Source organism: Maricaulis sp. D1M11, assembly GCF_047308265.1.
In the GTDB taxonomy this organism is placed as follows: Bacteria; Pseudomonadota; Alphaproteobacteria; order Caulobacterales; family Maricaulaceae; genus Maricaulis.
This window is the reverse complement of the sequence record NZ_JBKQWY010000001.1, coordinates 122,454-137,518: the sequence shown is the minus strand read 5'-3', so window position 1 is coordinate 137,518 and position 15,065 is coordinate 122,454. Positions and strand designations below refer to the sequence as shown.

14 protein-coding genes are annotated in these 15,065 nt (G+C 59.7%); all 14 read left to right on the top strand.

Annotation, left to right across the window (positions count from 1 at the left end; genetic code table 11):
* Nucleotides 1–97 precede the first annotated feature (97 nt).
* Nucleotides 98–2,791, top strand: a complete 2,694-nt coding sequence (gene mutS, locus RMQ97_RS00700; protein ID WP_413658901.1) for a DNA mismatch repair protein MutS — start codon at nt 98–100, stop codon at nt 2,789–2,791.
* A gap of 32 nt (nt 2,792–2,823) precedes the next feature.
* Complete coding sequence (glnD, locus tag RMQ97_RS00695) at nt 2,824–5,631, top strand: [protein-PII] uridylyltransferase (protein ID WP_413658900.1); 2,808 nt, start codon at nt 2,824–2,826, stop codon at nt 5,629–5,631.
* A 41-nt stretch (nt 5,632–5,672) separates the two neighbouring features.
* Nucleotides 5,673–7,292 carry a murein biosynthesis integral membrane protein MurJ gene (gene murJ, locus RMQ97_RS00690; RefSeq protein WP_413658899.1) on the top strand — a complete coding sequence of 540 codons (1,620 nt, stop codon included), beginning with the start codon at nt 5,673–5,675 and terminating at the stop codon, nt 7,290–7,292.
* Nucleotides 7,293–7,383: 91 nt separating this feature from the next.
* Entirely contained in the window at nt 7,384–8,421 is a 1,038-nt protein-coding gene (trpS, locus tag RMQ97_RS00685; protein WP_413658898.1) for a tryptophan--tRNA ligase, read from the top strand.
* 71 nt (nt 8,422–8,492) lie between these two features.
* Nucleotides 8,493–9,065 carry a copper chaperone PCu(A)C gene (locus RMQ97_RS00680; RefSeq protein ID WP_413658897.1) on the top strand — a complete coding sequence of 191 codons (573 nt, stop codon included), beginning with the start codon at nt 8,493–8,495 and terminating at the stop codon, nt 9,063–9,065.
* A 106-nt stretch (nt 9,066–9,171) separates the two neighbouring features.
* Nucleotides 9,172–9,546: a hypothetical protein gene (locus RMQ97_RS00675; RefSeq protein ID WP_413658896.1), complete on the top strand. Its 375-nt coding sequence runs from the start codon at nt 9,172–9,174 to the stop codon at nt 9,544–9,546.
* Nucleotides 9,543–10,112, top strand: coding sequence for a TetR/AcrR family transcriptional regulator (locus RMQ97_RS00670; protein ID WP_413658895.1), 570 nt, complete (start codon nt 9,543–9,545; stop codon nt 10,110–10,112). The genes RMQ97_RS00675 and RMQ97_RS00670 overlap by 4 nt, the downstream gene beginning before the upstream one ends.
* A 91-nt stretch (nt 10,113–10,203) precedes the next feature.
* The gene (locus RMQ97_RS00665; RefSeq protein ID WP_413658894.1) at nt 10,204–10,680 is read left to right on the top strand and encodes a universal stress protein; all 477 of its coding nucleotides are present in this window, start codon (nt 10,204–10,206) and stop codon (nt 10,678–10,680) included.
* 113 nt (nt 10,681–10,793) lie between these two features.
* A complete protein-coding gene (locus RMQ97_RS00660) occupies nt 10,794–11,354 on the top strand; it encodes a NifU family protein (RefSeq protein ID WP_413658893.1) in 561 nt (186 codons plus the stop codon).
* Between the two features lie 129 nt (nt 11,355–11,483).
* A complete protein-coding gene (locus RMQ97_RS00655) occupies nt 11,484–12,116 on the top strand; it encodes a malonic semialdehyde reductase (RefSeq protein ID WP_413658892.1) in 633 nt (210 codons plus the stop codon).
* Between the two features lie 10 nt (nt 12,117–12,126).
* Nucleotides 12,127–12,762, top strand: a complete 636-nt coding sequence (gene tsaB / locus RMQ97_RS00650) for a tRNA (adenosine(37)-N6)-threonylcarbamoyltransferase complex dimerization subunit type 1 TsaB (RefSeq protein WP_413658891.1) — start codon at nt 12,127–12,129, stop codon at nt 12,760–12,762.
* On the top strand, nt 12,759–13,235 hold the full coding sequence (gene rimI, locus RMQ97_RS00645) for a ribosomal protein S18-alanine N-acetyltransferase (protein ID WP_413658890.1): 477 nt from the start codon (nt 12,759–12,761) through the stop codon (nt 13,233–13,235). The genes tsaB and rimI overlap by 4 nt, the downstream gene beginning before the upstream one ends.
* 37 nt (nt 13,236–13,272) lie before the next feature.
* Complete coding sequence (locus tag RMQ97_RS00640; RefSeq protein ID WP_413658889.1) at nt 13,273–13,692, top strand: Fur family transcriptional regulator; 420 nt, start codon at nt 13,273–13,275, stop codon at nt 13,690–13,692.
* A 29-nt stretch (nt 13,693–13,721) separates the two neighbouring features.
* Complete coding sequence (locus tag RMQ97_RS00635; RefSeq protein ID WP_413658888.1) at nt 13,722–15,026, top strand: TCR/Tet family MFS transporter; 1,305 nt, start codon at nt 13,722–13,724, stop codon at nt 15,024–15,026.
* The last annotated feature ends 39 nt before the right edge of the window (nt 15,027–15,065 follow it).

Genomic DNA, 15,065 nt, shown 5'->3' with positions numbered 1-15,065 from the left:
TGAGATCCTTGTTAGATTTTGGTTTTCCCCGATTACGAAGGGAAGTAGCCGCTTCGGGGTCTTGCGCGCAAGTTCAATCCTCGCCACGCTCGTATTCATGATTGTGCAGTCTGCCCCGCCCCTCTCCACCGACCGTCAGTTCCCGACCCCTGACGGGGCGACTCCGATGATGGTTCAGTTCCTGAACCTGCGTGCTGAAACGCCTGCTGATGCGCTTTTGTTCTATCGCATGGGCGATTTCTACGAGCTCTTTTTCGATGATGCGGTGCAAGCGGCGGCGGCTCTTGACATCACCCTGACAAAACGCGGTGAGCACCAGGGTCAGCCAATCCCGATGTGCGGTGTGCCGGTTGCGGCGTCTGATGCCTATCTCTCGCGGCTGATCAAGGCGGGATACAAGGTTGCCGTCGGCGAACAGATGGAAGATCCCAAGACCGCCAAGGCGCGTGGATCCAAGGCTGTCGTACGCCGCGATGTGACACGTATTATTACGCCGGGCACGTTGACCGAGGACGCTCTGCTGGATCCGCGTCGCTCCAACCGGATCGCGGCCTTGGCACACCTGGCCTCTGGTGACGCGGCCCTGGCGTGGGCCGATGTGTCGACCGGGGAGTTCAAGGTGATGGCGCTGACGGCCCAGCAGAGTGACGCCGAACTGGCCGCTCTCAACCCGGCCGAACTCCTCATCGAGGAGTCCCGCTATGAGCTTGAGCGCCATGGTGGCTCAGGACGCACGGTCACGCCCTTGCCGCGGGCCAAGTTCGATACGGGCTCGGCGGAACGACAGCTGAAACAACAATTCAGCGTGCAGACACTGGACGGGTTCGGGGATTTCAATCGGGCGGAATTGTCTGCGCTGGGGACGCTGCTGGATTATCTGGCCTTGTCGCAGGCCGGCGCACCGGCCAAGCTACGCATTCCCCAACAGGTTCAGGCGGGTTCGGTACTGGCGATTGACCCGGCGACCCGTGCCTCTCTGGAAATCGAGCGCACGCAGGCCGGCGCGCGATCCGGCTCTCTGCTTGACGCGATCGATCGCACAGTGACGGCTCCGGGCGCTCGGCGTCTCAATGAATATCTTGCTCGCCCGCTAACCGATCCGATTGCCATCTCCGCTCGTCAGGATGCCTATCAACTCTTTGAAACCGCATCCACCGTGCGTGAGGATGTCCGACAGCGTCTGAAAGCCGCCGGTGATCCCGAGCGGGCTCTGACCCGGCTGCTTCTGGGTCGTGGTGGACCGCGGGATATGAAAGCCCTCGCGGCGGCCCTGCAAGAAGGCGAGGCCCTGGCCGGTTTGCTCTCCCAGGCCTCATTGGCACCTTTGCCGGCGCGTCTGGAATCCGCGGTTGCGGCCCTGTCCCTCTCCAGCCTGCCGGAACTGGCGAGACTGGTGAGTGATATCGAGCGCGCCATACAAGACGAGCCGCCGCTTCTGGCGCGCGATGGCGGGTTCGTCGCTGAGGGCTGGATGGCAGAGCTGGATGAGGCCCGCAAGCTTCGTGATGAAAGCCGGCGTATTATCGCGGGGTTGCAGGAATCCTACGCCCAGAAGACTGAAGTCTCCGCGCTTAAGATCAAGCACAACAATGTACTGGGCTATTTCATCGAGGTGACATCAAAAAACGCCGATGCCCTGATGAATTCTGAAGAGTTCACGCATCGACAAACCATGGCGAATGCCGTGCGGTTCAAAACGCTCGAACTGGCGGACCTCGAGGCGCAGATCGCCTCCGCGGCCGGGCGCAGCCTGGCGATGGAACTGGATGTGTTCAATGGTCTGCGCGATCGGATCGAAGCGATGGCCGACCCGGTTCGTGCGGCGGGCGAGGCCCTGTCCGAGCTCGATGTTTCAGCGGGTCTGGCCGAGTGGGCGGTGGAGTCGGGTGCAGTACGACCTGAGATCTCGGCCGATACCCGCTTTATCGTTGAGGGCGGGCGGCATCCTGTCGTCGAACAGGCTCTCGCCAAGACGGCGGACGGCCGGTTCACGCCGAATGATTGTCAGCTGGATGGTAATGGTCAGGCGGCGCCGCGCTTAATGCTGGTAACCGGCCCCAATATGGCCGGTAAATCCACTTATCTTCGCCAGAACGCCCTGATCCTGATCCTGGCCCAGGCCGGGTGCCCGGTTCCTGCACGCACGGCCCAGATCGGTATTGCGGATCGTCTCTATTCACGGGTCGGGGCTGCAGATGATCTCGCGCGCGGGCGCTCGACCTTCATGGCGGAGATGATCGAGACCGCCGCGATCCTCAATCAGGCAACGGCGCGCAGTTTTGTGATCCTTGATGAAATTGGTCGGGGAACCGCGACCTTTGATGGCTTGTCTATTGCCTGGGCCACGGCCGAACATCTGCACGGGCTCAATGCTTGCCGCGCCCTGTTCGCGACCCATTATCACGAGATGACACGTCTAGCCGCCGAACTCGATCATGCCGGCAATTGTTCGCTTAAGGCTAAGGAATGGCAGGGCGAACTGGTCTTCCTGCACCAGGTTGGCCCCGGTGCCGCTGACAAGTCCTATGGTATTGAGGTGGCACGCCGGGCAGGCCTTCCCAAAGGCGTGATCGGGCGAGCACAAACCATTCTTGACCGACTGGAATCGGATGATGCGCCTGCGGCCGCGCTCAGCGATCTTCCCCTCTTTGCGCTGGATGCCGCCGAGGACCCGGTAATCAGCCCATCCGAAGTGGAAGAACGCCTGAAATCGGTCGATGTTGATGGTTTGACGCCGCGTGACGCTCTGGAACTCGTATATTCACTGAAGGGCATGCTCATCAGCGAGTGACGAGCGTGTGATGGGTGATCTAAACTCCATCCATGTTCCAAACCGGTCTGCCTGCCAGCCTTGATGCCCTCAAACTTCGCGCCCAGCTTGCTGCGGCCGTGGCCGGGCAAGGCTGGTCCATTCCGGCGGCACGTTCCGCCGGCCTTGCGCACATGAAAACCGCCCTGGCGATGTATGAAACCAAGGCGTTTGAACGCCTCGATGGTGCAACGGGCGGTCTGGAGGCGGCGCGTTTGCTGTGCGACGGGACCAGCGTCGCTTTGCGGGCCTTGTTCGATTCTATGGCCATGGAAAACCCGGATGCAGCGCAGGAGGTCACTCTTTGCGCTCTGGGTGGGACGGGCGCGGGGGAGATGGCTCCCGCCTCGGATGTGGATATCCTGTTTCTCAAAGCCAAGTCTGCCGGCAAGGCTACGGACGATTTCATCCAGCAGTTTCTGTATGCGCTGTGGGATCTGGGGATTGATGTTGGCGGGGGAGCCTGCCGCAATACCGAGGAGACCCTGGAACTGGCGCGCGAGGATGTGTCTGAACGCACGGCTTTGCTGAGTCTGCGGACCCTCGCGGGACAGACCGCTCGGGCGGGCAAGCTTGTCCGTCGTTTTCGCGAAGAGATCGTGTCCGCGGATGCCACCGCCTTTGTGGAGGCCAAGCTGGCGGAGCGCGATGCCCGGGTGAAACGGGCCGGGCGGTCCCGCTATACGGTTGAACCCAATCTGAAGGATGGCAAGGGCGGGCTGCGCGATCTGCAGCTCATGCGTTGGCTGGCGCAGTTTCTCTACGGCGTGGACGCGTTTGAACGCTGGGTCGGACAGCGCCTTCTCTCGGTCGATGATGTGATCAAATATGTCGAGGCAGGCGATTTTCTGTGGACATTGCGCTTCCACCTCCACGCCATTACGGGATCGAAGGATGACCGTCTGGTCTTTGATGTTCAGCCGGAATTGGCCAAACGCCTGGGGTTTGAGGATCGCGGAGACGAAAGCGGTGTTGAACGCCTGATGCGCCGCTATTTCAAGACGGCCATGCATGTGGGCGGTCTGACCCGCCTTGTGTGTGCCAAGCTGGAGGCCGATGCCTGGAAATCGAAACCGTCCGGCCTGGCCCGTTTTCTCCCGGGGGGTGAGAACAGCATCGCCGAGGATTTGGGTGATTTCATCGAGCGTGATGGTCGCCTGGATTTCTCCCGGCCCTCTCAAATTGCCGATGATCCGGTCAATCTTCTGCGTTTCTTTCATGTCGCCTCGTCACGCCGTTATGATCTCCATCCCGAGGCGGTCGCACGGATTGGTCGGACCCTCCACCATATCGATGATGACTTCCGTTCGGATCCGCGTGCAGCGCGGGCGTTTTTTGCTGTTCTTCTGGACAGCCCGGCACCTATGGCCGTTATGCGCCTGATGACGGAAGCGGGCGTGTTGGGCCGTTTCATTCCGGAATTCGGGGATGTTGTGGGCCGGACCCAGTTCAACATGTACCACCACTACACGGTGGATGAACACACCCTGCAGGCCATCGGTCTCCTGCGTGAGATCGAGCAAGGCGAGCATCCGGTCGATCACCCGCTGTCCACGCGTATTGCGACAAAGATCAAGGCACGACGGGCGCTCCATCTCGCTGTATTGTTGCACGACACCGGAAAGGGATCGGGTGACCAGTGTGAAGAAGGGGGCGCACGGGCTCGGATCGCCTGTCCGCGTCTGGGTTTGGACGATGCCGAAACCGAACTGGTCGCGTGGTTGATCGAAAACCATCTTTTGATGAGCGATACGGCTCAACGTCGTGATATTGGCGATCCCCGCACCGTGCTGGACTTCGCCCAGGCGGTGGGCACAGCGGAGCGATTGCGCCTGCTGACACTCCTGACAGTCGTGGATATCCGTGCGGTCGGACCGGGTGTTTGGAATGGCTGGAAGGGTCAGCTGATCCGGGATCTCTATGAGGCGACCCAATCGGTGTTGCTCGACGGAGGTGAAAGCCTGGCAAGTGGGACTGACCAGATCCGTGAACGGTCTGACCAGATGAAAGCTCCGGTCATCCAGCGTATGACCCGGCTTGATCCGGCTTTTTCTTCGTTCTGGGATGGTCAACTTCCGCCGGGATACTGGCTGGCCTTCACGCAGGCGGACCGGCTGCGCCATGCCAATTTTGTACGCCATGCCTGGCGTCGGGATCCGGCAGTGTCAGTGTCTGTCAGGGTGGATCGCAAAAGGTCCGCCACCGAGGTGATGGTCTGGTCACCGGACCGCGAACGCCTGTTTGCCGAGCTTGCGTCAGGTCTGGCGCGGGCAGGTGCGGATATTGTCGGGGCCAGTATCACGACCAGCGCGTCCGGTCATGCGTTTGATGTCTTCTACATTCAGGATGTGTCCGGGCGCCCATATGGCGCAGGAGATCCGGAGCTGCGCGACGAGCTTGTGGTCCGTCTGCGGGCCATCGCTCTCAATCCGGGACTGGATGAGCGGTTTGGTCCGGGCCTCATTCGCAGTCGGGATGCGGCTTTCAAGGTCGTCCCGCAGATTTCCGTTGAAATGGACGCGTCAGACCAGGCCACGGTTATCGAAACCACCGGTCGGGATCGACCAGGATTGCTGGCCCAGCTGGCCGGTGTGATTGCTGATCATGGTCTGGGCCTCGCTTCAGCCCAGATTGATGGCTACGGCGAGCGGGCGGTCGACAGTTTCTACGTCACCCACAAAGGTGGAAAACTGACAGATCCGGAACTGATAAACAGTGTCACGGATGCTCTGATTGATGTACTCGACCAGGGCGAGGCGGCACTGGCGGAAAAAGCGGCCCGTCGCGGTGTGGCGCGGGCCCAGGCCAGTGAGCTTCGCTAGGCCCGACCGGGGAAGGTGATAATGAGCAAGGCGGATACTCCATGAGGCTTTTGCGCTCGTCTGCGGTTGTCGGTGGTTTCACCATGGGCAGTCGGATCCTCGGTTTTGTTCGCGACATCTTCATCGCGGCAGTCCTGGGCACCGGTCCCGTCGCGGAGGCCTTTTTTGTCGCCTTGCGTTTCCCCAACCTGTTCCGGCGCCTGTTTGCCGAAGGCGCGTTTAACGCCGCCTTTGTGCCGATGTATGCGCGTACCCTGGAACAAGACGGACGCGAGACGGCGCTTGCGCTGTTGCGGGAAATTCTCTCCGTCATGGTGATGGTGCTCAGCGTGTTCGTGGTGGTCAGCATGATTGTCATGCCATGGCTGATGTATGTCATCGCTCCCGGTTTCGGGATGGATGAGGACGGGCAGCGCTTCTCGCTTGCTGTGATCTTCACGCAGATCACGATGCCCTACATCCTTCTTATGTCGATCACGGCGATGATGGGCGGTGTGCTCAACTCCCATGATCGGTTTGTTGTTGCGGCAGCGGCACCGATCATTCTCAATATCGTGCTGATTTCCATTCTGGCCTGGTCAATGAACAGGGCGGGAATTGGGCTGGCCGAAGCCTTGACGAATGAGCCGGTCGAAGTCGCGGGTGCACAGCGGTTTGGACTTTATCTCTGTATTGGCGTAACGATTTCAGGCCTGCTGCAGGGCCTGTTTCTCTATGCGGGCTGTCGGCGTCTCGGGGTCAAGCTGTCCCTAATCCGCCCCCGTCTGACACCCGGAGTGAAGCGTCTGGTGGTGCTGGGGGTTCCCGGAGCGATCGCGGCCGGTGTGACCCAGATCAATATCATCGTCAGTCAGCAGATTGCGTCCTTCCAGGATGGCGCTGTGGCCCTGCTGTATTATGCCGACCGGCTTTATCAATTGCCGTTGGGCGTGATCGGCATTGCCATGGGCGTCGCGCTCTTGCCCACGCTCACCAAACGCCTGAGAGCGGATGATACCCAGGGTGCCGCCAATGCGATGAACCGGGCGCTTGAGATTTCGATGGCCCTGACATTGCCGGCGGCGATGGCCATGCTGGTCATGCCCAATTTCCTGGTGTCAGGCCTGTTTCAACGGGGTGAATTTGACGCTTCCGATGCACTAGGCACCGCGTTGGCGGTCCAGGCTTTCGCTGTGGGTTTGCCGGCCTTTGTTTTGATCAAGGTCTTTGCTCCGGGCTTTTTTGCCCGTGAAGACACAAAGACGCCAATGCGTTTTGCCGCGACCTCCATGATGGTGAATGTCGTCGCAGGAGTAGCGATGTTCTGGGGGATCCGTCAGCTCTTTCCTGATTTTGCTCATGTGGGCCTGGCGGCGGCCACCAGTTTCGCTGGTTGGATCAACGCCGTCCTGCTTATGCGGGCTCTGCGTAAGGATGGTGGGCTGGACCCGGACGCACGATTGAAGGATCGCATGCCCCGTGTTGCACTGGCGGTCATTGGCATGGGTATTGTTGTCGGACTGGCCGAGGTATTTGCCTCCGACCTCACAGCGCTCTTCTTCAACGTCAAGCTTCTGGCTCTGATTGTTGTGACGGGTGCCGGTACAGCGGTTTATGGAGTGCTGGCGATCGTGACCGGCGCGCTGCGTCCGTCCGAAATCCTCGATTCCGTTGGTCGATAGCTGAGGCTGAGGCTCATCGCAGGCTTGTTGCCCCCATCACGCGCGGCTATCACCTGTGTTTCTATCCGCGCTTATCCTGCGAGACATGACCATGAGCGATACTCCGACCGATTACTCCGGCCCTCAACGTGTGCTGTCCGGCATGCAACCGACGGGTCAGCTGCATCTTGGCAACTATCTCGGCGCCCTGAAGAATTGGGTGGCGCTGCAGGATGATGGGGCGTGGGACTGCTTCTATTGTGTTGTGGACATGCATGCCATCACCATGCCGCACGATCCGGCCAAGCTGCCCGATGCGGTGCGTTCAGCCGCCGCAGCGTATATCGCATCGGGCGTGGATCCCGAGAAGAGCACGATTTTTGCCCAGTCCGCGGTTCCGGCCCACGCCGAACTGGCCTGGATCTTCAATTGTGTAGCCCGGCTGGGCTGGCTGGAGCGCATGACCCAGTTCAAGGACAAGGCTGGCAAGGATAAAGAACGGGCTTCTGTTGGCCTGTTTACCTATCCGGTGCTGCAAGCGGCGGATATCCTTGTTTACAAGGCCACCCATGTACCGGTTGGAGAGGACCAGAAACAGCATCTTGAACTGTGTCGCGACATCGCCGCTCGTTTCAACCGGGATTACGGCAAGGGCGAGGCAGTCTTCCCGCTGACTGAACCTGTAATCCAGGGACCAGGTGCACGGGTCATGAGCCTGCGCGATGGCGCGTCGAAAATGTCTAAATCGGATGTATCCGACAATTCGCGTATCAATCTGGATGATGACGCGGATACCATCGCCCGCAAGATCAAGAAGGCGAAGACGGACCCGGAACCCCTTCCGGACAGTGAAGACGGTCTGGCGGACCGGCCCGAGGCCTCCAATCTGGTGGGCATTTATGCCGCGCTGACCGGCAAGACGAAGGCCGATATCCTCGCGGAGTTCGGTGGTCAGGGCTTCGGTGCTTTCAAACCGGCGCTGGCTGAGGTCGCTGTGGAGTATCTCGCTCCCATCTCGGACGAATATCGTCGTTTGATCACGGATACCACGGAGATTGACCGCATTCTGCGCCAGGGTGCCGAGCGTGCTCAGGCGGTGGCTCAACCTGTTGCGGATGAGGCCAGGAAAATCATCGGTTTCTGGGGCTAAGACATTTTACCGCAGGGCAGGCTTTGTCCATTCCGCGATAGTCTGCCTGCGGTTTCTAGGAAGGATATCGCATGCGTGCCTACACTCTACCCGCCCTCACGGGTCTGGCGGTTCTCGCGGTGGCGTGTTCTCCCGCTTCGTCCCCGGACGAGACGGTTCAGCAAGATGGTATGGATCATGGATCAAACCATTCGGTTATGACGCACAATATGTCGGGAGATGAAGCCGCTCCGGTTCCGGGCGCTGACGATGTGGACCCGGTTCTTGATGTCCGCGCGGTCTGGATGCGTCCGCATCCCGGTGGCCGTGATATCACGGCGGCCTATTTCACAGCGCGCCTCAGTGAGGGTCAGCGAGACACGCTTGTCGCGGCTCGGATCGAGGGTGCTGACCGCGTCGAGCTGCACGGACATTTGATGGGCGAGGGCGGTGTGATGCAGATGCGGGCCTTGGGACCGCAGGAGATCACAGCAGCCGGTCCGATGGTGTTCACCCCGGGCGGTCGCCATTTGATGGTGTACGGCCTCCCGACGGTCGTCGAGGGCGATGAGGTTGAGGGTGTTCTGGTGTTTGAGCGCGCGGGCGAAGTGCCTGTCCGTTTTTCGGTCCGCTCCATGCCGCCGGGCCAGGTCACCGAATACTGATCCGCAGCTTCCGTTCACGCGTTCAAGCGTTGCGACAAACGGCCTCATGGCCGTTTGTTCTATTTGAGCCCAAAACATACCAGATGGTATATTTTGGGAGAAAGTCGTGAATATCTGGTTTCTGATCGCAGGCGGGTTGGGCGTGCTGACCTGTCTGGCCCATGTTTTTCTGGGAGGCCGAGAGGTCGCCAAACCTTTGTTGCAAGCGGACGGTTTGACGTCGTTGACACGTTTTACCCAGTATTTCTGCTGGCACATCGTGACGCTTGTTCTGGCGGTCCAGGCTGCAAGCTTTTTCTATGCCGGCGTCTACCCGGCGGGGGCGGACATTGCTGTTGTCATGACCATCCTCTCGCTGGGGACTGCGCTGTGGAATTTTGCCATGAATTATGCCCACCGGCTGAAATGGCAGCGTCATCCGCAATTTGTCTTCTTTGTGCCGATGACAATTCTGGGAGGTGCGGGCATCTTTGCTGGATGACCAAGCTCACACGCGACACATGGCTGGACATCGGTCTTAAGGCGCTTGCCGAGACAGGCCCTGACGGGTTGAAACTGGCAGCCTTGTGTCGCCGCGCCCGGGTGACTCGGGGATCGTTCTATCATTATTTCAAAGACCAGGCCGCCTTTGGCCAGGCGGTGTTGGCTCACTGGAGTCAATCCTGTACCCGCGATGTGATCGACGAGGTTGAACGGACCGCGGAAACCGCGCGAGAGCGACGCTTGATGCTCAGTCGGGTCACGGCCCGCCTCGATGCGCGGGTGGAGCGCGGTATTCGCCGCTGGGCCGCTGTGGACGAGGCTGCGCGGGCGGCACTGGAAAGTGCAGACGCATTGCGTATTCAATATGTCGCGCAATTGAACGAGCGCGAGTTTGGACTTGATGAGGGGGCCGCGCGCGATCTGGCCCGTATTGAGTACGCGCTTTATCTGGGTTTCCCGCAAGCAGATCCCGGGGCCGATGAGGCGGAAACCCTGCGCGTCAGCGGCCTGTTTGATCGCATGATGCGGGCCTGGGCGCTTAATCCTGACCCTGAAAGGCCGTGACAGACAGCCTCTGATCTCTGAATTTGATGCAGAACGTCGCAGGGTTGATCCATGACTGGACGACTCAGGCCGAAATCGACATAGATGAGGCATGCGAAAGAGCCAGCGGAAATTCCTGATCGTCGCGGATGAATCACCCGAATGCCGGACGGCGCTCTATTTTGCCGCGCGCCGGGCTGAGGCTACGGGCGCGCGTGTGTGCATTCTCGCAGTGATTGAGCCGGGCGATTTCAATCACTGGCTGGGTGTCGCCGAAGCCTCCCAGCGTGAAGCAATGGAAGCTGCGGAAACCTTGCTCGAATCCCTCGCGGAAGATGCTGAAGCCGTGACGGGCGAACGGCCCGATCTTCTGCTGCGTGAGGGCAAGCGTCGCGAAGTCCTGGCCGATGTCCTGGAGGAGGATCCCATGATCTCGATCCTCATTCTCGGAGCCTCTCCCGCCAAGGAAGGGCCGGGTCCGCTGGTTTCTGCGCTGGCGCGGGGCAAGGGCCTGTTCGCCGGACGGGCTGTTCCGGTGACCATCGTCCCGGCCGAATTGTCAAAAGACGAAATCGACGCGCTGGTCTGATCCGTCGAGCGGGAAAGGCGCCGGTGGCCGGATATCCCTCCTGCCAGCATGGTTGAATTCGCCCGCTGAAAGCGCCAGATGACACTCACCCAGCCTCAATTCGGAGATGCGCCATGTTTATTCAGACCGAGAGCACACCTAACCCGGCGACGCTCAAATTCCTGCCCGGTCGAGAGATCTCTCCCGACATGCCGCGCGAGTATGAAAGCGCTGAAGATGCTGAAGCCTCGCCGCTGGCCTCCGATCTGTTCCTTATAGACGGGGTGATTGGTGTCTTCCTCGGCGAGGACTTTATTGCCATTACCAAGGTCGATTCAGTCGATTGGGATCACATCAAACCCTTCCTGCTGGGCGCGATCATGGATGTGCTGCAGTCGGGGCGCCCGATCGTGGGAGAGGCTGAGACGGAAAGTGGCCACGCTGCGTATGAAGGCGAAGCAGCCGGTATCGTGAAGGAAATTGTCGAGCTGATTGACACGCGCGTTCGCCCGGCTGTGGCCCAGGATGGCGGCGATATTCTTTTCCATTCCTTCAATTCCGAGGACGGGCTGGTGAAGCTGAAAATGCGGGGCGCATGTTCTGGGTGTCCGTCTTCGACCATGACTTTGAAGGCTGGGATCGAAAACCTGCTCAAACACTATGTACCGGAAGTCAAATCGGTTGAGGCGGTCTGACGGATTAGTGAAAGAGCGTCACTAATCCTTTTCGGGAAAGTGGGTTTGTGTGCCCACGGCGTCGGGCTAGATAGGCGGTGCGGGCGGAGATGAGCCGCCCAACCGATTAGCCAAGGGACGCTGAATACCATGACCGAACAGGTTTCCACCAAGCCGACACATAATAATCCACTCGGCGAAGATGTTCTGAAACAAGTCTTTACGGATGCGCGCACCTATAATGATTTCGAGGATCGCGAGATCCCGGAAGATGTTTTGCGCCAGCTGTATGATGTCGTCAAAATGGGCCCCACGAGTGCGAACTCGTCCCCGGCCCGCTTCCTGTTCATCACTTCCGATGAAGGCAAGGCCAAGCTCAAGCCGCTGTTGATGGAAGGCAATCAGGGGAAGACCATGGCGGCGTCTGCCACCGTGGTTGTGGCCTGGGACACGGAATTCTACGACAAGATCCCGCAATTGATGCCGCACAATCCCGGTGCGCGCGACTGGTTTACGGCGCCTGAAGCCACTCTGGACAATGGCAAGCGGAATGCCACGCTGCAGGGGGGCTATCTGATCCTGGCCGCTCGTGCGCTGGGCCTGGATACAGGCGCCATGTCGGGTTTCGACAATGCCGCTCTCGATGCCGCCTTTTTTGCGGACAATCCGGAGATGAAAACCTGGAAATCCGATTTCCTGATCAATCTGGGTTTTGGCACCACGACGAACCTCTTTGGTCGCTTGCCGCGTCTGAGCTTCGACGAGGCTGCAAAAATCGTCTAAATCGAGGGCCATGATTTGTTTGGCTATCGAAACGACCGGGACGGTGTGCGCTGTGGGCCTGCGCCGTCCCGGATTTGAAGACCTGATCGAGGCACCGGAGATCGGTCGGGGTCACGCGGAAAAACTGGCCCCGATGGTGGACGCGCTTCTGTCGGGCGCGGGGATCCAAGCCTCGCAGATCGACCGCATTGGTGTTGCGATCGGACCCGGTAGTTTTGCAGGAACCCGTGTGGGTGTTGCCTTTGCGCGTGGTCTGGCCCTGGCATGCCATGCAGGTGTGGTGGGGCTCTCCAATCTGGCGGCCATTGCCCATGAACATCAGACGGTTCGGCCGCTTGTTGTGGCTCATGATGCCCGGCGCGATGAGCTCATCCTGCAGATTTTTCGTGAGACCGAGACGACGGACCCGATCCGGTTGACGGTGGATGAGATTCCCGCCTGGCTGGGTCATCAGGATCTGGCAGGCGCGCGGGTCGCAGGCAGCGGAAGTTCAATGTTGGCGTTGCCATCTCTGCCGCGTGCAGACCATCCCGACATGACCGCCTTGCTGGACCTGACGATGGCGCTGGACCCGACTGAGCATCCTGCCAGCCCGTTTTATGCTCGCCCTCCGGATGCCAAACTGCCGGGTGGAGTTGACGTGTGATTACCGGCTTGTCTGCGTGGCGGTTTGAACCGGCCGGTCCGGCTGCCGGTGACGCGATGGCTGAACTGCATAGGCACTGTTTTGCGACGCCGTGGAGTTCCAAAGAGTTCACGGCCCTTCTGCATCAGTCGACGTCGCAGGCCGAGCTCGCCTGGTCAGGTCGAATTCTGGCCGGGTTGAGCCTTTTCCGGTTGGCTGTGGATGAAGCCGAAGTGCTGACAATTTGTACGCATCCGGACCAACAAGGTCGTGGTCTGGCGTCCAAACTGCTCGATGTCTCGGAGAGCCGCGCCGAGGCGGCGGGGATTGGCCGGATCATCCTTGAAGTGTCGACAGCGAATTTCGCGGCTCGCCGCGTGTATGACCGAGCCGGCTACTCGGAGATCGCCTGCCGCAAGGCGTATTACAGCGATGGCACGGATGCCCTTATCCTCGAAAAAATACTGCGTGAAGATGGACATCGCCCCGGTTGAACGCCTATCAAGCTAAACACCAAGCGGGAGAGTCAAAATGCCGGACCGGATTGAGAAACTGTGCATCGAAAAAGGCCTTCGGATGACCGAACAGCGCCGGGTGATTGCGCGGGTTTTGTCGACGTCGAAAGACCATCCGGATGCGGAAGAACTTCACCGGAGGGCGGCTGAGGAAGATCCGCGGATTTCCCTGGCGACGGTCTATCGTACGGTCCGCCTGTTTGAGGATGCCGGCATTATCGAGCGCCATGATTTCCGCGACGGACGGTCGCGGTATGAAGAGGCGGGTGATGATCATCACGACCATTTGATTGACCTAAAGTCAGGAAAAGTCATCGAATTTGTCGATGAAGAGATTGAACGCCTGCAAGAAGCCGTGGCTCGCAAGCTGGGCTATAAACTTGTCGATCACCGTATGGAGCTTTACGGCGTTCCTATCGACAGTGCCGACGACTAGGGCGCCGTCCCCGGTCTTGTGGAGTAGCCATGTCGGCGCGTGAACCAGGCAAGCATGCCCTGACCTTCATTTTCATCACGGTCTTGATCGATATGATCGGCTTCGGTCTGATCATTCCGGTGATGCCGGACTTGATCGAGGAGCTGACTGGGCTCGGAGCGGATGATGCTGCGGTCCTGGGCGCTTGGCTGATGGTCACCTATGCGGTGACGCAGTTCGTGTTCGCACCAATTGTCGGGGCCTTGTCAGATCGGTTCGGTCGGAAGCCGGTCCTTCTCGCCGCGCTAGCAGGCTTCACGATCGATTATGCGGTCATGGGATTTGCACCGTTTTTCTGGATGCTTTTGATCGGCCGCCTGCTGGCCGGTATTTTTGGCGCCAGCTATTCCACGGCTAATGCCTATATTGCCGATATCACGCCTCCGGAAAAACGTGCGGGCCGGTTTGGTATGATCGGAGCCGCCTTTGGCTTGGGCTTCATCATTGGACCCGCTGTTGGCGGTATTCTTGGCGATATGTTTGGTCCACGCGCTCCGTTTTTTGCGGCAGCTGTTCTCGCGGGTCTCAATCTCCTCTATGGCCTGATCGTCCTGCCGGAGACATTGAAACCGGAAAATCGCCGGCGGTTTGAGTGGTCCCGTGCCAACCCGTTCGGAGCGCTCTGGCAGATTCGCAAATACCCGGCCGTCTTCAGCCTGATTTTCGCAGTCGCCCTGATGTTGCTCGGTCATTCGGTTTTCCCCGCAATCTGGTCCTACTACACGGCCTACAAGTTTGAGTGGGATGCAGGCCAAATCGGTCTGTCCTTGATGGTCGTCGGGATCACCGCAGCCATAGTCCAGGGTGGCTTGACGCGGGTTCTGGTGCCCAAGATGGGTGAATGGCGCGCCATCACGCTTTCTTTGTTGTTGGGCATCGGTGGTTACGCGGCATACGGTCTCGTGACAGAGGGCTGGATGGTCTATGCCGTCATCTTGCTGGGTGCGATCGGCGGCATTGGTCAACCGGCCTTGCAGGGTGTCATGTCGCGGATCATGCCCCCTAATGCGCAAGGCGAGCTCCAGGGAGCCATGACATCGTTGCAAAGTCTGTCGATGGTGATCGGGCCCTTGATAATGTCACGGTTGTTTTCCGGGTTTTCCGGCGAGGGAGCGCCTGTGGAACTCCCCGGAGCGCCCTTCCTGCTCGCATCGGCTCTGACGGCCGCCGCTCTGCTGGTGGCGCTTCTGGCGCGCAAAAAGGATGATGGCTCGGCGAACGAGAGCGTCGCGAAAGCTGAAACCCCGGCAGGTGAGGCTGAGACACCAGAATCATTGGCAGGCCGGTCGGAATAGCCTGCTGCTCTTGCGCGAATGGGGGTTTTCGAGCATAAC